Raw genomic sequence first — 18,604 nt, 5'->3', positions numbered from 1 at the left:
GCCGCCCGGAAGCCGTCTGAACACACGTGCGCACGCTGGTACTGGGCGGCATCCGGTCGGGCAAGTCCAGATGGGCGGAGGACACGATCACACAGGCACTGCAATCCGATCAGCCGGTCCGCTACCTGGCCCCCGGGCCGTCGGGCGAGGCCGACCCGGATTGGCTGCAGCGGATCGCTCGGCACCGCAGCCGCCGGCCCGGTCACTGGACGACGGTCGAAACCGATGATGTAGCCGCCGAATTGCGCCGGTCCCCCGACGTTCCGGCGCTCGTCGACGATCTCGGCACCTGGCTCACCCGCACACTGGACCGCCGTGGCTGGCAGGACGGCTCGGCGACCGAACCCGTCGCGGAGCTGGCGGCGGCCGTCGGCGCGTTCGGGTCGGCACTTTTGCTGGTCAGCCCTGAGGTAGGGCTGACTGTGGTACCCGCGACGGCTTCCGGACGTCGCTTCGCCGACGAACTCGGCACCCTCAACCAGCGCATGGCCGCGCTGTGCGAGCGGGTGGTCCTGGTGGTCGCCGGACAGGCCCTGACGATCAAGGCGCCGGCGTGATCGGGTTCGCGCCGGTGTCGCCGCCGGACCCCGGCGCCGAAGCCGCCGCCCGCGCCCGGCAGGACACCCTGACCAAACCGCGCGGCTCGCTGGGCCGGCTGGAGGATCTCTCTGTGTGGGCCGCGGCCTGCCAGGGTCATTGCCCGCCAAGGCAATTCGAACGGGCCCGCATCGTGGTTTTCGCCGGTGACCACGGCGTCGCGCGGTCCAGGGTTTCGGCGTACCCGCCGGAGGTGACCGCTCAGATGGTCACCAACATCGAGCGCGGCGGTGCGGCGATCAACGCGCTGGCCGACATCGCCGGTGCCACGGTGCGGGTGGTGGACCTGGCCGTGGACTGCGAGCAGCCATTGCTGGGGCCATCGGAGCGGTTCAGTGACAAGGTGCGACGCGGCAGCGGCGACATCGCCGTCGAAGACGCCCTGACCGACGACGAGACGGCCCGCGCAATCGCCTCCGGCCAGCAGATCGCCGACGAGGAGGTAGACGCGGGCGCTGACCTGCTGATCGCCGGAGACATGGGCATCGGCAACACCACCCCAGCCGCGGTGCTGGTGGGGGCACTGACCGGCACCGAGCCCGTCGCCGTCGTCGGCTTCGGCACCGGGATCGACGACGCCGCCTGGGTACGCAAGACGGCGGCGGTGCGCGACGCAATGTTCCGTGCGCGCCTCATCAAGGACAACCCGGTCGCCTTACTGCGCACCTGCGGCGGCGCGGATTTCGCGGCGATGGCCGGCTTCTGTGCGCAGGCCGCGATTCGGCGTACCCCGCTGCTGCTGGACGGCATGGCGGTGACGGCCGCCGCGCTGGTGGCCGAGCGACTGGCGCCGGGTGCCCGGCAGTGGTGGCAGGCGGGTCACCGGTCCACCGAGCCCGGTCATTCGCTGGCGCTGACGGCCCTGGAGTTGGAGCCGATTCTCGAGCTGCGGATGCGGTTGGGCGAAGGCACCGGCGCCGCAGTGGCGTTGCCGGTGCTGCGCGCCGCCGTGGCGGCACTGTCCTCGATGGCGACGTTCACCGAGGCGGGAGTCACCGGGCCGTCGACGTGATTCGTTCGGTGGCAACGGCTTTCGCGTTCGGAACGGTGCTGCCCGTGCCAAGTTCGTGGTCCGGCCCGATGGCTCGCGGCACGATGACCGCGTTTCCGTTGGTCGGCGCCGCCCTAGGGGCGCTGGCCGCGGCCGTGACGTGGGCCGCGGGGCTGGCTTTCGGCCCGGGGAACCCGCTGTCGGGCATGTTGGCCGTGGCAGTGCTGCTGCTGGCCACCCGCGGCCTGCACATCGACGGGCTCGCCGATACCGCCGACGGTCTGGGTTGCTATGGGCCGCCGCAGCGCGCCCTGGCGGTGATGCGCGACGGGTCGGCCGGGCCGTTCGGGGTGGCGGCCGTGGTGGTGGTGATCGTGCTGCAGGGCCTGGCATTTTCGGCGCTGGGCGGCGCGGCGATCGTGGTGTCCGTGGCTGCCGGGCGAGCCGGCGCGGTGCTGGCCTGCCGGCGTTCGGTGCCCGCGGCCGAGGGCAGCGCGTTGGGTGCGCAGGTGGCAGCCACCCAGCCGGTTGGGGTGGCGCTGGGCTGGCTGGCGATACTTTTGGCCGGTGCGGCGCTGGCCGGTCCGCGGCTGTGGCAGGGTCCGGTCGCGGTGCTGCTGGGGGTTTCGTGTGGGGTGCTGCTGGTTGCGCATTCTGTGCGCCGGTTCGGCGGCATCACCGGTGACGTGCTGGGTGCCGTGATCGAAGTGACGACAACGGTGAGCGCGGTCGCGTTAGCTGGGTGAGCGCGACCCCTAGTCCAGCCGGGACATCCAGCCGTGGGTGTCGGCGAAGGTGCCGCGCTGGATACCGGTCAGCGTGTCCCGCAGCGCCATGGTCACCTCGCCGGGTTTGCCGTCGGCGATGGTGAACTCGTCCTGGCCGTACTTCACGCGCGCGACCGGGGTGATCACGGCGGCGGTGCCACAGGCGAACACCTCGGTGATCTCCCCCGAGGCCGCCTTCTTCTCCCACTCCTCGATGTCGATCTTGCGTTCCTCAACGCTGAATCCCGCGTCAATCGCCAACTGCAGCAACGAGTCCCGGGTGATGCCCGGCAACAATGAACCCGACAGCTCAGGTGTCACCAGGCGCGCCGAGCCGCCGCTGCCGAGCACGAAGAACAGGTTCATCCCGCCCATCTCCTCGACGAAGCGGCGTTCCACCCCGTCGAGCCACACCACCTGGTCGCAGCCGTTCTCGGCGGCTTCGGCCTGCGCCAGTAGCGAGGCGGCGTAGTTGCCACCGAACTTGGCCGCGCCGGTGCCACCCGGGCTGGCCCGCACGTATTCGGTGGAGATCCAGACCGTCACCGGGCTGATGCCGCCCTTGAAGTACGCGCCGGCCGGCGAGCCGATAAGCAGGTAGCGGTACTCCTTGGCCGGGCGCACGCCCAGGCCCGGCTCGGTGGCGATGATGAACGGCCGCAGATAAAGCGCCTCTTCACCGCCGGCCTTGGGCACCCACGCTTTGTCGACGGCGATCAACTGGCGCAGCGATTCGATGAACACCTCGTCGGGAAGCTCCGGGATCGCCAGCCGGCGCGCCGACGAACGCAACCGGGCCGCGTTGGCGTCGGCGCGGAACGACACGATCGAGCCGTCGGTCCAGCGGTAGGCCTTGAGTCCCTCGAACACCTCCTGCGCGTAGTGCAGCACGATGGCCGATGGGTCCAGCTCGATCGGCCCGTAGCCGATGACCCGCGCGTTGTGCCAGCCGCGACCCTCGACGTAGTCGATCGACACCATGTGGTCGGTGTGGTACTTCCCGAATCCGGGGTCGGCGAGGATGGCTACCCGCTCGGCCTCGGTAGCGGGGTTGGCCGCGGGCGAAACCGTGAACTCGAGGGTGCCGCTGGTCATGGCGCCGATTCTATAACCGGCGGGCAATGGGTTTTTGCCTGCGCGGGCGTCGATCAGCGGGTCTTCACGTCGACGAAAGGCGGGCGGACCACTTCGCACTCGACGGCGCGGCCCCGCACATCGACGGTGATTTGCTGCCCGTCCTGGATCCCGGCGTCGGTGTCGATCAGCGCCAGCGCGATGCCGAGCTGCAGGGTCGGCGAAAACGTGCCCGACGTGGTGGTCCCCACGGTGCGCTCACCGTCGCGCACGCTCAGGCCCGGGCGCAGCACTCCGCGGCCGGTCATGCGCAGCCCCCGCAGCAGCCTCCGCGGGCCAGCTTCCTTCTCGGCCAGCAGCGCATCGCGCCCGAAGAACGCATCCTTCTTCCAGCCGATCGCCCAGCCGCACCTGGCCTGCAGCGGTGAGATGTCCAGGGACAGTTCGTGCCCGTGCAACGGGTAGCCCATTTCCGTTCGCAGCGTGTCGCGCGCGCCCAGACCGGCGGGCTGACCGCCGGCGTCGGCGACTGCGGCCACCAGCGCGTCGAACACGACCGCCGCGGAGTCCCACGGCGGCAACAGCTCGTAACCGTGCTCACCTGTGTACCCGGTGCGGCAAACCCGCACCGGCACACCGGAATAGGTGGCGTCGGCGTAGCCCATGTAGTCCATGTCGGTGGGCAGGCCGAGTGCGGCCAGGACGTCGGTCGAGCGCGGTCCCTGCACGGCCAGCACCGCATAGTCGCGATGCAGGTTGGTGACGGTGAGCTCGGCCCCAAACCCGGCCTCAGCGGCTTGCTGCAGGGCCTGCACGACGGCGGCGGTGTTGGCAGCGTTGGGCACCAGGAAGATTTCGTCGTCGCTGACGTAGTACGCGATCAGGTCGTCGATGACGCCGCCGGATTCGGTGCAGCACAACGTGTATTGCGCCTTGCCCGGACCGATCCGACCCAGGTCGTTGGTCAGCGCGGAATTGACGAACTGCGCGGCTCCGGGGCCGCGGACCAGCGCCTTGCCCAGGTGGCTGACGTCGAACAACCCAACGGCGTTGCGGGTGGCGTTGTGTTCGCTGACGGTGCCGGCGTAGGACACCGGCATCAGCCAGCCGCTGAATTCGGCGAAGCTCGCACCCAGCTCCCGGTGGCGGTCTTCCAATGGTCCGGTCAACGGCTCAGGCGCGGTCACGGCGTCCCACCCTAATCGAGCGATGCTGGCACACTTGACCAGGTGTCCGACTCGCTGGACTACGACGCGCTGGAGGCCGCGGGAATCGCCGATCCGCGCGGCCGGGCCGATCTCATCAAATATCTGGACGACCTCGGGTTCACGGTCGAGGACATGGTCGAAGCCGAGCAGCGGGGCCGGCTGTTCGGCTTGGCCGGCGATGTCCTGCAGTGGTCGGGACGGCCGATCTACACCCTGGCCGCGGCGGCCGAGCAGGTCGGAGTCTCGCCCGACGAGATAGCCCATGCCTGGGCGCTGCTGGGCCTGACGGTCGCGGGCTCCGAGGTTCCGGCGCTGAGCCAGGCCGACGTCGACGCGCTCAAGACCTGGGTCGCCTTGAAGGGCGTGGTCGGTGAGGACGGCGCCTTCGGGCTGTTGCGGGTGCTCGGCGCCACCATGGCCCGGCTCGCCGAGGCCGAGTCGACGATGATCCGCGCCGGCACTCCCGACATCCAGATGACCTACACCCACGACGAACTCGCCACCGCGCAGGCCTACCGGGCGGTCGCGGAGTTCGTACCGCGCATCGGCGCCCTGATCGACATCGTGCACCGCCACCACCTGACCAGCGCCCGGACCCACTTCGAGGGCGTCATCCGGGACACCTCGGCAAGTGTGGTGTGCGGCATCGGTTTTGCGGACCTGTCCAGCTTCACGGTATTGACGCAGACCCTGACCCCCAACGAGCTGCAGGAACTCCTGAACGAGTTCGGCGCCACCGTGTCGGACGTGGTGCACGCCAACGGCGGGCGGGTGGTGAAGTTCATCGGCGACGCGGTGATGTGGGTGAGCTCCTCCGCGGAGCGCCTCGCACAGGCCGCGGTCGATCTCGTCGAGCACCCCCGGGCCCGCCAGGAGGGCCTGCACGTGCGGGCCGGCCTCGCGCACGGCACCGCGCTGGCCATCAACGGGGACTACTTCGGAAACCCCGTCAACCTGGCCGCCCGGCTCGTCGCGGCGGCCGGGCCGGCGCAGATCCTGGCCGATTCGGCGCTGCGCGAGCAATTGCCGGACTGGCCGGCCGAGCCGTACGGCCCGTTGACGCTCAAGGGTTTTGACTCCCCCGTCGCGGCCTTCGAACTGCGCGCCCGCGCAGCGGACGAAACGTCGTCCGGCTGACCCGACTAGGGTTACTGCACGTGAGTGCCTACAACGCCCCCGCCGTCTCGGTCGCTTCCGCGCTGCCCAAGCGTGGTGTGTCTGCGTCGGTCCTGCTGGTGCCGGTCGTCTCGGCCGGTGACGCCGATCCAAACAGCGACGAGTCCGCCGCCACGGTTGCCGCGGCCGAGGCCTTCCTGCCCGCCGATGCGGTCGCCGAGATCGAGGCCGGCCTGCGCGCCCTGGACGCCAAGGGCGGCGCCGAACAGGTGCACCGGCTGGTGGTGTCCTCGCTGCCGGTGGCCAGCGTGCTGACGGTCGGGCTGGGCAAGGCCCGGTACGAGTGGCCGGCCGACGTGGTGCGTCGCGCCGCCGGTGTCGCGGCCCGTTCGCTGGGCAGCACCGAGGCGGTGATCACGACACTGGGTGAGTTGACCGGCGAGGGAATCGTCGAGGCGGTCGTGGAAGGGCTGGTGTTGGGCAGCTACCGCTTCAGCGCGTTCCGCAGCGCTAAGACCGCGCCGAAAGATGCCGGACTGCGCAAGGTAACCGTGCTCTCCACCGCAAAGGACGCCAAGAAGCAAGCCGCGCACGCAGCGGCCGTGGCCACCGCCGTGGCCACCGCACGCGACTTCGTCAACACCCCGCCAAGCCATCTGTTCCCCGACGAATTCGCCAAGCGCGCAAGGAAACTGGGTGAATCGGTGGGCCTCGAGGTAGAGGTGCTCGACGATAAGGCGCTGAAGAAGGGCGGCTACGGCGGCGTGATCGGCGTGGGCCAGGGCTCATCGCGGCCGCCCCGGCTGGTTCGGTTGATCCATCGCGGCTCCCGGCTCGCCAGAAACGCCAAGCAGGTGAAGAAAGTCGCCCTGGTAGGCAAGGGCGTCACCTTCGACACCGGCGGCATCTCGATCAAGCCGGCCGCCGGAATGCATCACATGACGTCCGACATGGGCGGCGCCGCCGCGGTGATCGCCACCGTGGCCCTGGCCGCCGAGCTCGAGCTGCCGATCGACGTCATCGCGACCGTGCCGATGGCCGAGAACATGCCGTCATCGACGGCGCAGCGGCCCGGTGACGTGTTGACCCAGTACGGCGGAATCACGGTCGAGGTGCAGAACACCGACGCCGAGGGCCGGCTCATCCTCGCCGACGCCATCGTCCGGGCGTGCGAGGACAACCCCGACTACCTGATCGAGACGTCCACCCTGACCGGTGCCCAGACGGTGGCGCTGGGCGCCCGCATCCCCGGCGTGATGGGCAGCGACGAGTTCCGCGACCGCGTCGCTGCAATCTCGCAGCGGGTGGGCGAGAACGGCTGGCCGATGCCGTTGCCCGACGAACTCAAGGACGACCTGAAGTCCACGGTGGCCGACCTGTCCAACATCAGCGGCCAGCGTTTCGCCGGCATGCTGGTGGCCGGGGTGTTCCTGCGGGAATTCGTCGCCGATTCGGTCGAGTGGGCGCACATCGACGTCGCCGGACCGGCCTACAACACCGGCAGCCCGTGGGGCGCGACGCCCAAGGGCGCCACCGGCGTGCCCACCCGCACCATGATCGCGGTGCTGGAAGACATCGTCGCCAACGGCTGAGCAGCCCTAGCCCTTCACCTCGCCGAGCGTCACGCCAGCGTGGCGCTGGGCGCCCAGTGTCACACCAGCGTGACGCTCGGCGCGGCTAGCGGCCGGGTACCTAGCGACACTTCACTTGGTCAGCAGCGAAAACACCGCACGGCTGAGCTTGCGCCGCGGCCAACCGGTCACCCCGTCGGCGGCCAGCGCGGCCTTCGCCGCGTTGCGGCCGCAGGCGCCGTTGACCGACCCGCCAGGTGATGCCGAAGCGCTGCCCAGGTACAGCCGCTCGATCGGCGTCTCGGCTCGTCCCATCCCGGGCGCCGGCCGGAAGATCAGCATCTGCTGCAATTGCGACGTCCCACCGTTGACCGCACCGCGGTGCAGGTTCGCATCGCTGGCTTCCAGATCCGAGGGCCGTTGCACGTCGCGATAGATCACTCCGGCACAGAACCCTGGGGCGTGCTCCTCGATCACGTTGTCCATCGCCGTCGCCAGCTTTTCCGCCGCGGCGTCGTCGGCTATCTCGCGGGGCAAATGCGTGTAAGCCCAGACACTTTCGGTGCCTTCGGGTGATCTCGTCGGATCCGCGGTGGTGGTCTGACCCAGCAGCATGAAGGGACGCTCGGGCACCACGCGCGTGTTCAGGTCGGCCATCCACCGCACCAATCCGTCGCCGTCGGCGCCGAGATGCACGGTGCCTACGCTGCGCAACTTCCCCGCGCGCCAGGGCACCCGACGGTCCACCGCATAGTTGACCTTGACCACCGGGGGGTCCCATTCGAAGTGCTCGAGGTCATCGCGCAAGCTCGCCGGCAGCGTATCCGCGGGCAGCATCTGGCAAAACAGTTGCGGCGCAGTCACGTCGGCAACAACGGCGCGCCGCGCCCGAACCGTCCGTCCCGCGGCCGTCGTAACCCCGACCGCCCGACCGCCCTGTACCTCGACGCGGGCGACATGCTGGTTGCACTCGATCCGGGCGCCGGCCGAGCGCGCCCGGTTCACCAGGGCCGCCGTCAGTTGTCCCGAGCCGCCAACCGGTACGGGCCAACCCACATCCTGTCCGAGCATGGTCATCAGGAAACCCATGACGCCGCTACCCGGCGCGTCCGGCGGAATATCGGCGTGCATTGCGTTGCCCAACAGCATGATTCGCGGTGCATCACCATCGAACATTCGCTGCGCCATCGAGTTGGCCGGCTGCACAAGAAGATTGGCGAGCCGGATGGCTTCCGAAGTGCCGAGCTTGTGCAGCAGCTGTAGCAAGGCTCCCGTCGGCGGGAAGGGTGACAACATCGCGTTCAGCAGTGGCGACTTGACCTTGTCCCACAGTTCCACGACGCGCAGCCAGTTGTCGGCATCGGCAGGCTCGCGCCGCCCGAATTCGGCCGCGGTTTGGGCGGGGTCATGGTAGAGAACGGGCGGATCGTCGTCGGTCGCGCTCCGTGGATGACCGACCACTGCCGGGGCGTGTGACCAGCGCAGGCCGTGCTCCTCTAGGCCCAGCTCGGTCATCGCCGGCGACGCCACCGTCATCGGGTAGTAGGAACTGAACAGGTCGGTGATGTAACCCGGGGTCAGTTCGGCGCTGCGCACCGCCCCACCCGGCTCGGCTTGAGCCTCGAGCACCAGCACGTCCCAGCCCGCGTCGGCCAGCATCGCCGCGGCTACCAACCCGTGGTGACCGGCTCCGATCACGACGGCATCGGCGGACTCCATGCGCTAGTCGACCTCGTCTGGCTTGAGGCGTTCGGCCAAGGCGCCCAGGCGCCACAGGCACTCGCGATTGCGGGGGTAGACGGCGAGCAGCGACAGGCGATCGGGCATGAGGCCGGCTGGTCCACTGATGGGCACCTCGTGCATCTCGATCCGACACCCTTGCGGAATATCGTGCAGCCGCAGCGTTATTCGCGCCGCGCCCATCAGCCCGACGCGGGCGTTCAACACGATTTCCTCTCCCGGCGTGCAGCTTTCGACGACCGTCTTGTCGTTGATCACCAAGGGCCACACTCCCACGGAATGCCGGATCGTCGACCCCGGCTCGGGCCAGTTCGAGTCCACGGCGCGAGTGCGGCTGTTGCCCACCACCCACTGCGTGTAGGTCCAACCGTTGGCTATTACGTCCCAGACCTCCTGGCGGGACGCCTGAACGTCTCGGACTGTCGCCAGTTCTTTGGTCAGCGTCATCGCGAATCCTTTCGGCGTGAGATCTTCGAGAGTCCGAGTACCCCACCCACGCTGATTTAGTGCCACGTCCCCGACAGCGCGGCCCCAGCAGTGCGCCCCGCGTTTAGCCCAGTGCTCCGACGGCTAAACCATGAACCGACAGAATGCACTCCTCTGAAAGGCCGGGATGATGTCTGTGCGACGGTTGATTCTTGCAGTAGGCGCCGTACTTCTGCTGGCCGGCGTTATCGGGCTGCTGGTGCCCGTGAAGGTGGCGAACAGCAACGGCGGAACTATTAGCTGCGGCAACGGGATTGTCAGCGATTACGCAGGCGCCCGGGCCGCGAACAATGGCAGCGTGGCCAACATTCCGATTCTCAACGATATCGTCCCGCACACCGACTATGTCGCTGCGTGCGAGTCGTCGCTGTCGAGCCGGCGTGCCTGGACGATCCCGTTGACAGTGATCGGCTTGGTCGCGGTCGCCGGGCCGCTGCTGGTGCGCCGCTCTCGAGGCGCCCCCGCGGGCGTCTAAACCGCAGGACCGACCGGCCGTCAGATCACCCGCGCGCGGGCGGTACTGCGCAGCGCCTGGGGCAGCACCCGGGAGACGCCGTAGAGCGCGTAGGCCTCGAACGTCACGGGCCGGATGGGCTTGTTCTTCTTGACCGCCGAGACGATCGCGGTGGCCACCTTGTCGGGCCCGTAGCGGCGCAGCGCGAACAACTTGCCCAATTGCCCGCGCCGGTCGTCGACCTTTTCAACGTCGACCCGGGTGTCGAACCGGGTGTTGTTGATGATGTTGGTGTTGATGACGCCCGGGCAGATCGTGGTCAGCGCGACGTCGGCCGCGTCGAGTTCGGCGCGTAGGCAGTCCGAGAACATGAACGTCGCCGCCTTGGACGTGCAGTAGGCGTTGAGCGACTGCAGCGGGGCGTAGGCGGCCATCGACGACACGTTGACGATGTGCCCGCCGGTGCCGCGCTCGACCAGCCGGCGCCCGAATGCCCGGCAGCCGTTGACGACGCCACCGAGATTGACGTCGAGCACGCGGTCGAACTGCTCGGCGGGGGTGTCCAGGAAGCCGCCCGCCTGACCGATGCCGGCGTTGTTGACGACGATGTCGGGGAGGCCGTGTTCGGCGCTGACCCGCTCGGCGAACGCCTCCACCGCGTCGGCGTCGGAAACATCCAGCACATATGGATACGCGACGCCGCCGCGCGCGGTGATCTCGGCCGCGGTCTCCTTGACGGTGGCCTCATCGATGTCGCTGACCACCACCTCGGCGCCTTCCCGCGCGAACGCGAACGCGGTCTCTCGCCCGATTCCGCTGCCCGCGCCGGTGACCGCGACCAGAGTGTCGCCGAAGTAGTCGCGCGGACGGCCCACCTGGGCCCGCAGCAGGGCGCGGCTCGGCGGCTTGCCCTCGGTCAGGTCGGCCAGTTCGTGGACGGCGGTAGCCATCACCTGCGGGTGTGACATCGGCGAGAAGTGGCCGGCCCTGATGTCGCGCCGCCACAGTCGGGGCACCCAGCGGCTCGTTTCGTCGTAGCCGGCCGTCCGCACGTACTTGTCCCGCGTGTTGACGATGAGCTGCACCGGCACATCGACGACGTGCACACCCTGGCGGCGAAACTTGCCGGAATAGGACCGCCAATAGTTGGCCGGGTACACCTTCACGGAGTTGGCGGCGTCGTTGGCGATGTTGGCGGAGTGGCGGATCTGGTCGGCCGGAATGTTGTCGACGACCGCGCGCCGCACGGCCGCACTGCGGAACGCCAGCCGCAGCAGCAGCGGCGCCAGCACCGGGATCGAGAACAGGGCCATGTAGCTCAACCGCACCGCCTGGTCGAGCGCTCCGGTGAAGTGCCGCAGCCGCCACGGCCGGCGCAAACCGCCGAAGATGAAGTTGACCAGTTGATCGTGGGCCGGGCCGGACACCGAGGTGAACGACGCGACCCGGTCGCTGGCGCCGGGCCGGCTCAGGTACTCCCAGACCCCCACCGAGCCCCAGTCGTGGGCGAGCACGTGGACCGGTTGGCCCGGACTCAACTCGCCGATGACGGCGGCAAAGTCGTCGGCGAAACGGGCCATCGCGTAGGCGGCGACAGGCTTGGGGGTGGACGACAACCCCACGCCGCGGTTGTCGTAGCGCAGCACCCGAAACCGTTGCGCCAGCTGCGGAACCACCGCGTCCCACAGCACGTGGGAGTCCGGCCAGCCGTGCACCAGGACCACGGTCGGGCCCTCACGGTTACCCTCTTCGTACACCGCGATCCGATGGCCGTCGGCGCTGTCGACGAACTGCTGGGGTGCGTGCTGTGTTGCCGCCATCAAACCTCCGCTACCTGGGCCTCCAGCTGGGCCTGTTGTCGCTGCCAGTGGCCACACCGTAGCAAGGGCTGAATGCAGCAGACCGATGGCAGAGTGACAGGATAGTTTTGACATCTACGTGGGTTCCGGATCCGGATCACGACTGTGTGGTAAGCCAGAGGTCGACCTGCGCCGACCGACGACCGTTCGAGGAGTCAACAAAGATGGCCTTCTCCGTCCAGATGCCGGCACTCGGCGAGAGCGTCACCGAGGGAACGGTCACTCGCTGGCTCAAGCAGGAAGGCGACACGGTCGAGGTCGACGAGCCACTTGTCGAGGTCTCCACCGACAAAGTCGACACCGAGATCCCGTCTCCGGCCGCGGGTGTGCTGACCAAGATCATCGCCCAGGAGGACGACACCGTCGAGGTTGGCGGCGACCTCGCCATCATCGGCGGAGAGGACGACGGTGATGGCGGCGACTCCTCAGAGTCGAAGGAGGAGCCCGCCGCCGAGGCCGAGGAGCCGGCTCAAGAGGAAGCCGGCGAGGAGCCCGAGCCGGAGCCGGAGCCCGAGCCGGAGCCCGAGCCGGAGCCCAAGCAGGAGAAGTCCGGTGGTGGCGACGCGACCCCGGTCACCATGCCCGAGCTCGGTGAATCGGTCACCGAGGGCACGGTGACGCGATGGCTGAAGAAGGTCGGCGACTCCGTGCAGGTGGACGAGCCGTTGGTGGAGGTGTCCACCGACAAGGTCGACACCGAGATCCCGTCCCCGGTGGCCGGCGTCCTGGTCAGCATCACCGCTGAAGAAGACGACGTCGTTCAGGTGGGCGGCGAGCTGGCCAAGATCGGCAGCGCGGACTCGGCCGGGTCCGCGGAGTCCAAGCCGGAACCCAAGGCGGAGGCCAAGCCCGAACCGGAACCGGAACCGGAACCTGAACCCGAACCGGAACCGGAACCGGAACCTGAGGCCAAGGAAGAGCCGAAGCCGGAACCCAAGCCCAAGAAGGAACCCGAGCCGGAATCCAAGAAGGAACCCGAGCCGGAATCCAAGTCCGAGTCGGACGGCGGGCCCTACGTGACACCGCTGGTGCGAAAGCTGGCCTCCGAGCACAACATCGACCTCGCCGAGGTGACCGGCACCGGTGTGGGCGGTCGCATCCGCAAGCAGGACGTGCTCGCCGCCGCGGAGAAGAAGCAACAGCCCAAAGAGGAGCCCGCCAAGGCGCCGGCCGCCCCCGCTCCCGCGGCCGCCAAGGCGTCGGCCCCGGCTCCGTCGTCCGCATTGGCACACCTGCGCGGCACCACCCAGAAGGCCAACCGGATCCGTCAGATCACGGCGAAGAAGACCCGCGAATCACTGCAACTGACAGCGCAGCTCACCCAGACCCACGAGATCGACATGACCAAGATCGTGGCGCTGCGGGCACGGGCGAAGGCGGCCTTCGCCGAGCGCGAGGGCGTGAATCTGACGTTTCTGCCGTTCATCGCGCGGGCGGTCATCGACGCCCTCAAGGCTCACCCGAACGTCAACGCCAGCTACAACGAGGAAAGCAAGGAGATCACCTACTACGACGCCGAGCACCTGGGCTTCGCCGTAGACACCGAACAGGGTCTGCTCTCCCCCGTCGTCCACAACGCCGGGGACCTGTCGCTGGCCGGTCTGGCCCGGGCGATCGCCGACATCGCCAACCGCGCCCGGACCAACAAGCTCAAGCCCGACGAGCTCTCCGGTGGCACCTTCACGATCACCAACATCGGCAGTCAGGGCGCCCTGTTCGACACCCCGATCCTGGTGCCCCCGCAGGCCGCCATGCTGGGCACCGGGGCCATCGTCAAGCGGCCCCGGGTGATCGTCGACGATGCCGGCAACGAGTCCATCGGCGTCCGCTCGATCAGCTATTTCCCGCTGACCTACGACCACCGGCTCATCGACGGCGCGGACGCGGGCCGGTTCCTGACCACCATCAAGCACCGCCTCGAAGAGGGAGCGTTCGAGGCCGACTTGGGCCTTTAGCAGGGCCTCTAGCAGGCTGAAGGGGACTCCGAACTGTGGCCAAAGCCGTTGTCGCCATAGCGGGTTCGTCCGGCCTGATTGGCTCGGCGCTGACCGCGGCGCTGCGCGCGGCCGACCACGACGTGCTGCGGATTGTGCGCCGAACCCCGGCGAATTCCGAAGAGCTGCATTGGAATCCCGAAAGCGGCGAGTTCGATCCCGACGCGCTCGCCGATGTCGACGTGGTGGTCAACCTGTGCGGGGTGAACGTCGGTCAACGCCGGTGGTCGGGTGCGTTCAAGCAGAGCCTGCGGGACAGCCGGATCGCGCCGACCGAGGTGCTCGCCGCCGCTGTCGCCGACGCCGGCGTCGGCACCTTGATCAACGCCAGTGCGGTGGGCTACTACGGCGACACCAAGGACCGCGTGGCCGACGAAAGCGAGCCGGCCGGAAGGGGTTTCCTGGCGCAGCTGTGCGTGGACTGGGAAGCCGCAACCTTGCCGGCGCAGTACGACGGCACCCGGGTAGTGCTGGCCCGCACCGGCGTGGTGCTGGCGCCCGCGGGCGGTGCGTTGCGGATGATGCGTCCGGTGTTCTCGGTAGGCCTGGGTGCCCGCCTGGGCAGTGGCCGCCAGTACATGTCCTGGATCAGTTTGGAAGACGAGGTCCGGGCGCTGCTGTTCGCGATCTCCAACCCTGCGCTGTCGGGGCCGGTGAACATGACCGGCCCGGCCCCGGTCACCAATGCGGAGTTCACCACCGCTTTCGGCCGCGCGGTCAACCGCCCCACGCCGTTGGCGGTGCCTGGCTTCGCAGTGCGCGCAGCCCTTGGCGAATTCGCCGACGAGGGGCTGCTGACCGGCCAGCGCGCCATTCCGACCGCCCTGGAAAAGGCTGGTTTTCGCTTCCATCACAACACCATTGGTGAGGCGCTCGAATACGCCACGGCCCGCCGCGACGGCGACTGAGAACCGCGCCTTTACCGCTTTAGCCCGTGACTCTGATGTATCTTCGCTCTCGGCGCTTACCGGTCGCCACGGAAAACAACGGAGAAACGCGTGACGTCATCGATCTTCTACGATATGAAAAAGGCCGGGCCGCTCTACGCGCTCTTCCTTAACTGCACCCTGAAGAAGGGTCCGGAAGTCTCCAACACCGAAGCGCTTTGCAATCTCCTAATCGAGCGGCTGAAGGCCTACGAACCGGATATCGAGACAGAGATCGTGCGCGTGGTCGACTACGACGTCCGACCGGGCATTCGAAACGATGAGGGCGACGGTGACGAGTGGCCGGTGATCCTGGAGAAGATCAAGCGCTGCAACATCATCGTGCCTGCCATGCCGATCTGGATGGGAGTGCGCTCGTCGGTGATGCAACGTGTGATCGAACGATTGGACGGCACCACGAAAACGGTGATGTGCGAACGGACCGGTCAATTCCCGCTGTATGGCACGGTTGCGGGTTGCGTGGTGACCGGCAACGAGGACGGCAGTCATGATTGCGTCGCGAATACTTTCGCCAACCTGCTGCACTTTGGTGTCACGGTGCCGCCCAACACCGATCTCTACTGGGTCGGCGATGCCGGACCCGGCGCCAGTTATATCGAGGCGGGCGGCGATCTTTCGCCCTACGTGCGCCGCAATGCGGAATTGACGGCAACCAATCTGCTTTTCGGGGCAAAATTGTTGCGCGCCAATCCCTACACCGTCAACATCGCGGAACACAACGCAAAGATGGTGCAGGGCAACAAGGTCAAGATGGCGGCGATGAAGCTTGCGATCGACCATATGCGGCAGAACATGCCGGGGTGATCGATGGACCTGATCGAAACAGTTGCCGGCCTCGGCGTCGCTGACGTGGTTGACGCCATGGCGCTGCGCTACCAGCACCGCGCCCACCTCATCGAACTGGACAGCCCGGACAGCGCACGTGTCCTCATCGGGCCAGCGGTCACCGTCTCGTTTCTACCGGTGCGTCGAGATTTGATGGACCCGGCAAAGCACAGCCTCGGGCCGGCCATCTACCGGGCCATCGCCAACCACGAGCCGGCTGGTGCGGTGTTGGTGATGGCATCCAACGGCTACCAGCGAACGTCGCTGGGCGGCGGGACGAAGCTGAGCCGCGTCGAAAACCTCGGCATGGCAGGCATTCTCGCTGACGGCATGCTGCGGGACTACGACGAACTCAACACCTACGGCTTCGCTACCTATTGTCGCGGAGAGACGGTGCGTGGTGGGGGCAACGAGATCCAGCCATACCTTTCCGATGTTCCCGTTGTGGTCGGCGGTGTCACGGTGGTCCCAGGAGACGTGATCTTCGCGAGGGGTTCGACGGCTGTCGTGATCCCGGGCGCCGACGCCGCGAAGATTCTTACCCAGGCGCGTTCGATCATGGAGAAGATGGATTACGTCAAAGCGAGTCTGAAAAGTGAGGACCCCCAGACGATTCTCCGGGAAGGGAGCGGGGAGCTTTAGCGCCCCAGTCGGGCGGCGCGCCTTCCCGACGGGGTAGTGAGTGGGGGTCTGGTACGGCCGGAGCACCATCGGTCCAGCACCGGCGCATGGATTTAAGTATTCCGATACTCAGTCGCACAGTGCCGTCTGGTGCCACACTCGAATTGGGTGAGAGTGAGGGGCAGAAGTGTCACAGGTCAGCGTGATACCGGACAGCCTGGTGGCGGGCGCAGCAGATTTCGACAACATCGTTTCCGCATTGGATGAGGCGCACAGATTAGCTGCACCCGCAACCCTGGCGCTGAGCCCCGCGGCCGCGGATGAAGTGTCGGTAAGCATCGCTCAGCATCTGTCCGAGCACGCGCAGGAATATCAGACGGTAATGCGAGAGGCTGCGGCATTTCACCAGCAGTTCGTTGCGAACCTGACCGCGAGCGGGTCGGCATATGCCAGCGCCGAGGATCTGATCGCCGCGTTGTTGCAGTCGCCGAACGCGGTCCTCGACTATTACACGGTTGCCGGATACACCTTGGCGCAGACAATGGCCGGCTACGTTATGGCCACGGCGCTATTCGGTTTGGTGCCTTTTTTGTGGCCCCTGTTGCCCATCATTCAATTGCTGGCCCTGGCCCGATTCATGACGCTTTTTTCCGAAATACTCACCTTTTCGCCGATTTCCTACCCGGCGTACATAGGGCCCTGACCCGCGGCGGGTAGCCTCGCTGAGGTGACGGGTTCCATCCGGTCCGGCTCCGCCCCGATCGAGGTTCAACAGCTCGGAACGATCGAGTACCGGCAAGCCTGGCAGCTGCAGCGGGAGCTGGCCGACGCGCGCGTCGCGGGCGGCCCGGACACGCTGCTGCTGCTCGAGCACCCAGCCGTGTACACCGCGGGCCGCCGCACCGAACCGCAGGAAAGGCCGCTGGACGGCACCCCGGTCGTCGACACCGACCGCGGCGGCAAGATCACCTGGCACGGTCCGGGGCAGCTGGTGGGCTATCCGATCGTCGGGCTGGCCGAACCCCTGGACGTGGTCAACTACGTGCGCCGCATCGAGGAAGCCCTGATCAGGGTGTGCGCCGAGCTGGGGCTCGACGCCGGCCGAGTCGACGGACGCTCCGGGGTGTGGGTGCCGGGCCGGCCCGCGCGCAAGGTCGCCGCGATCGGCGTGCGGGTGGCGCGCTCGACGACACTGCACGGCTTCGCCCTCAACTGCGACTGCGACCTGGGCTCGTTCGACCCGATCGTGCCGTGCGGGATCAGCGACGCCGGGGTGACGTCGTTGGCGGCTGAATTGCGCCGCCCGGTGCCGGTCGCCGAGGTCCGGACGGCGGTCGCCGCCGCGGTTTGCGACGCTCTCGACGGGCTGCTGCCGGTACGGCAACATCACGCCGCCCGCGTAGCATCGACGACGTGACTGTCGCACCCGAAGGCCGCAAGCTGCTGCGCCTCGAGGTACGCAATGCGCAGACCCCGATCGAACGCAAACCGCCGTGGATCAAGACCCGCGCGCGGATGGGGCCGGAATACACCGAACTGAAAAGCTTGGTTCGTCGTGAGGGGCTGCATACCGTCTGCGAAGAGGCGGGCTGCCCCAACATCTTCGAATGCTGGGAAGACCGCGAAGCGACCTTCCTGATCGGCGGCGACCAGTGCACCCGTCGGTGCGACTTCTGCCAGATCGACACCGGCAAGCCCGCCGAACTGGACCGCGACGAGCCGCGCCGGGTAGCCGAAAGCGTGCAGGCTATGAGCCTGCGCTACGCCACCGTCACCGGCGTCGCCCGCGACGACCTGCCCGACGGCGGCGCCTGGCTCTACGCCGAGACGGTCCGCGCCATCAAGAAACTCAACCCCGCCACCGGTGTCGAGTTGCTGATCCCCGACTTCCAGGGCGACCCCGGCCGGCTCGCCGAGGTCTTCGATTCTCGGCCAGAAGTGTTGGCGCACAACGTCGAAACCGTGCCGCGGATCTTCAAGCGGATCCGTCCGGCGTTTGCCTACCAGCGCAGCCTGGATGTGCTCACGGCCGCGCGCGCCGCCGGGCTGGTCAGCAAGAGCAACCTCATCCTCGGCCTGGGCGAAACCCCCGACGAGGTGCGCACCGCGCTGGCTGATCTGCACGCCGCCGGCTGCGACATCGTCACCATCACCCAGTACCTGCGGCCCTCGGCACGCCATCACCCGGTTGAACGCTGGGTCACGCCCGACGAATTCGTCGAGTTCGCGAAGTACGCCGAGGGCCTGGGCTTCGCCGGGGTGCTGTCCGGACCGCTGGTCCGCTCGTCGTACCGGGCCGGGCGGCTCTATGAGCAGGCCCGCGCCGCGCGCACCTCAGCACCTGGGTGACCGGC

Annotated in this window: 18 protein-coding genes; 13 read left to right on the top strand and 5 right to left on the bottom strand. The window is 68.0% G+C overall.

Annotated elements, in window-relative coordinates; genetic code table 11:
- The first annotated feature begins 26 nt into the window (after positions 1-26).
- Genes BN972_RS15355 through BN972_RS15345 form a run of 3 tightly spaced genes read left to right on the top strand, consistent with a single transcriptional unit; the run spans position 27 to position 2,334 of the window.
- On the top strand, positions 27-557 hold the full coding sequence (locus BN972_RS15355) for a bifunctional adenosylcobinamide kinase/adenosylcobinamide-phosphate guanylyltransferase (RefSeq protein ID WP_036359389.1): 531 nt from the start codon (positions 27-29) through the stop codon (positions 555-557).
- Positions 554-1,609, top strand: coding sequence for a nicotinate-nucleotide--dimethylbenzimidazole phosphoribosyltransferase (cobT, locus tag BN972_RS15350; protein WP_099051097.1), 1,056 nt, complete (start codon positions 554-556; stop codon positions 1,607-1,609). The genes BN972_RS15355 and cobT overlap by 4 nt, the downstream gene beginning before the upstream one ends.
- Positions 1,606-2,334, top strand: coding sequence for an adenosylcobinamide-GDP ribazoletransferase (locus BN972_RS15345; protein WP_036359388.1), 729 nt, complete (start codon positions 1,606-1,608; stop codon positions 2,332-2,334). Before cobT ends, BN972_RS15345 begins: the two co-directional genes overlap by 4 nt.
- A gap of 9 nt (positions 2,335-2,343) precedes the next feature.
- On the opposite strand, the gene BN972_RS15340 is transcribed toward BN972_RS15345, so the two are convergent.
- Both BN972_RS15340 and gcvT read right to left on the bottom strand, forming a co-directional pair.
- Complete coding sequence (locus BN972_RS15340) at positions 2,344-3,450, bottom strand: branched-chain amino acid aminotransferase (RefSeq protein ID WP_036359387.1); 1,107 nt, start codon at positions 3,448-3,450, stop codon at positions 2,344-2,346.
- A 53-nt stretch (positions 3,451-3,503) separates the two neighbouring features.
- The gene (gcvT, locus tag BN972_RS15335; RefSeq protein WP_036359386.1) at positions 3,504-4,616 is read right to left on the bottom strand and encodes a glycine cleavage system aminomethyltransferase GcvT; all 1,113 of its coding nucleotides are present in this window, start codon (positions 4,614-4,616) and stop codon (positions 3,504-3,506) included.
- A gap of 42 nt (positions 4,617-4,658) precedes the next feature.
- Here gcvT and BN972_RS15330 point away from each other — a divergent pair, with 42 nt between their 5' ends.
- Both BN972_RS15330 and BN972_RS15325 read left to right on the top strand, forming a co-directional pair.
- On the top strand, positions 4,659-5,774 hold the full coding sequence (locus BN972_RS15330) for an adenylate/guanylate cyclase domain-containing protein (protein ID WP_036359384.1): 1,116 nt from the start codon (positions 4,659-4,661) through the stop codon (positions 5,772-5,774).
- Between the two features lie 20 nt (positions 5,775-5,794).
- Entirely contained in the window at positions 5,795-7,345 is a 1,551-nt protein-coding gene (locus BN972_RS15325; RefSeq protein WP_235192468.1) for a leucyl aminopeptidase, read from the top strand.
- 111 nt (positions 7,346-7,456) lie between these two features.
- Here the strand turns inward: BN972_RS15325 and BN972_RS15320 are convergent, their stop codons facing one another.
- Together BN972_RS15320 and BN972_RS15315 are read right to left on the bottom strand one after the other, a co-directional pair.
- Complete coding sequence (locus BN972_RS15320; RefSeq protein ID WP_036359380.1) at positions 7,457-9,043, bottom strand: phytoene desaturase family protein; 1,587 nt, start codon at positions 9,041-9,043, stop codon at positions 7,457-7,459.
- A 3-nt stretch (positions 9,044-9,046) separates the two neighbouring features.
- Positions 9,047-9,511, bottom strand: a complete 465-nt coding sequence (locus BN972_RS15315; RefSeq protein WP_036359379.1) for an SRPBCC family protein — start codon at positions 9,509-9,511, stop codon at positions 9,047-9,049.
- Between the two features lie 169 nt (positions 9,512-9,680).
- On the opposite strand from BN972_RS15315, the gene BN972_RS15310 reads away from it, so the two are divergent.
- Positions 9,681-10,025: a hypothetical protein gene (locus tag BN972_RS15310; RefSeq protein ID WP_036360962.1), complete on the top strand. Its 345-nt coding sequence runs from the start codon at positions 9,681-9,683 to the stop codon at positions 10,023-10,025.
- 20 nt (positions 10,026-10,045) lie between these two features.
- On the opposite strand, the gene BN972_RS15305 is transcribed toward BN972_RS15310, so the two are convergent.
- The gene (locus BN972_RS15305) at positions 10,046-11,824 is read right to left on the bottom strand and encodes an SDR family oxidoreductase (protein ID WP_036360960.1); all 1,779 of its coding nucleotides are present in this window, start codon (positions 11,822-11,824) and stop codon (positions 10,046-10,048) included.
- A gap of 203 nt (positions 11,825-12,027) precedes the next feature.
- On the opposite strand from BN972_RS15305, the gene sucB reads away from it, so the two are divergent.
- From sucB to lipA, 7 genes are all read left to right on the top strand, one after another.
- Positions 12,028-13,818, top strand: a complete 1,791-nt coding sequence (gene sucB / locus BN972_RS15300; protein WP_036359377.1) for a 2-oxoglutarate dehydrogenase, E2 component, dihydrolipoamide succinyltransferase — start codon at positions 12,028-12,030, stop codon at positions 13,816-13,818.
- Between the two features lie 35 nt (positions 13,819-13,853).
- Entirely contained in the window at positions 13,854-14,765 is a 912-nt protein-coding gene (locus tag BN972_RS15295; protein WP_036359374.1) for a TIGR01777 family oxidoreductase, read from the top strand.
- A gap of 90 nt (positions 14,766-14,855) precedes the next feature.
- Complete coding sequence (locus BN972_RS15290) at positions 14,856-15,608, top strand: flavodoxin family protein (protein WP_036359372.1); 753 nt, start codon at positions 14,856-14,858, stop codon at positions 15,606-15,608.
- Positions 15,609-15,611: 3 nt separating this feature from the next.
- A complete protein-coding gene (locus tag BN972_RS15285) occupies positions 15,612-16,271 on the top strand; it encodes an RraA family protein (RefSeq protein WP_036359370.1) in 660 nt (219 codons plus the stop codon).
- 166 nt (positions 16,272-16,437) lie between these two features.
- Positions 16,438-16,953 (top strand): PE family protein, encoded by a 516-nt coding sequence (locus tag BN972_RS27760; RefSeq protein WP_051545491.1) that lies wholly within the window; start codon positions 16,438-16,440, stop codon positions 16,951-16,953.
- Between the two features lie 24 nt (positions 16,954-16,977).
- Positions 16,978-17,667 (top strand): lipoyl(octanoyl) transferase LipB, encoded by a 690-nt coding sequence (lipB, locus tag BN972_RS15275; protein WP_036359368.1) that lies wholly within the window; start codon positions 16,978-16,980, stop codon positions 17,665-17,667.
- The gene (gene lipA / locus BN972_RS15270) at positions 17,664-18,599 is read left to right on the top strand and encodes a lipoyl synthase (RefSeq protein WP_036359366.1); all 936 of its coding nucleotides are present in this window, start codon (positions 17,664-17,666) and stop codon (positions 18,597-18,599) included. Before lipB ends, lipA begins: the two co-directional genes overlap by 4 nt.
- Positions 18,600-18,604: the final 5 nt, after the last annotated feature.

The organism is Mycobacterium asiaticum DSM 44297 (assembly GCF_000613245.1).
GTDB lineage: Bacteria > Actinomycetota > Actinomycetes > Mycobacteriales > Mycobacteriaceae > Mycobacterium > Mycobacterium asiaticum.
The sequence above is the reverse complement of the archived record's forward strand: the minus strand, read 5'-3'. Positions and strand labels throughout refer to the sequence as shown.

Excerpts from the sequence above, each read along its gene's own strand:
- BN972_RS15310 (WP_036360962.1), top strand. The coding sequence starts at position 9,681 with ATGTCTGTGCGACGGTTGATTCTTGCAGTAGGCGCCGTACTTCTGCTG.
- BN972_RS15315 (WP_036359379.1), bottom strand. The coding sequence starts at position 9,511 with ATGACGCTGACCAAAGAACTGGCGACAGTCCGAGACGTTCAGGCGTCC.
- sucB (WP_036359377.1), top strand. The coding sequence starts at position 12,028 with ATGGCCTTCTCCGTCCAGATGCCGGCACTCGGCGAGAGCGTCACCGAG.
- BN972_RS15340 (WP_036359387.1), bottom strand. The coding sequence starts at position 3,450 with ATGACCAGCGGCACCCTCGAGTTCACGGTTTCGCCCGCGGCCAACCCC.
- BN972_RS15305 (WP_036360960.1), bottom strand. The coding sequence starts at position 11,824 with ATGGCGGCAACACAGCACGCACCCCAGCAGTTCGTCGACAGCGCCGAC.
- BN972_RS15285 (WP_036359370.1), top strand. The coding sequence starts at position 15,612 with ATGGACCTGATCGAAACAGTTGCCGGCCTCGGCGTCGCTGACGTGGTT.
- BN972_RS15320 (WP_036359380.1), bottom strand. The coding sequence starts at position 9,043 with ATGGAGTCCGCCGATGCCGTCGTGATCGGAGCCGGTCACCACGGGTTG.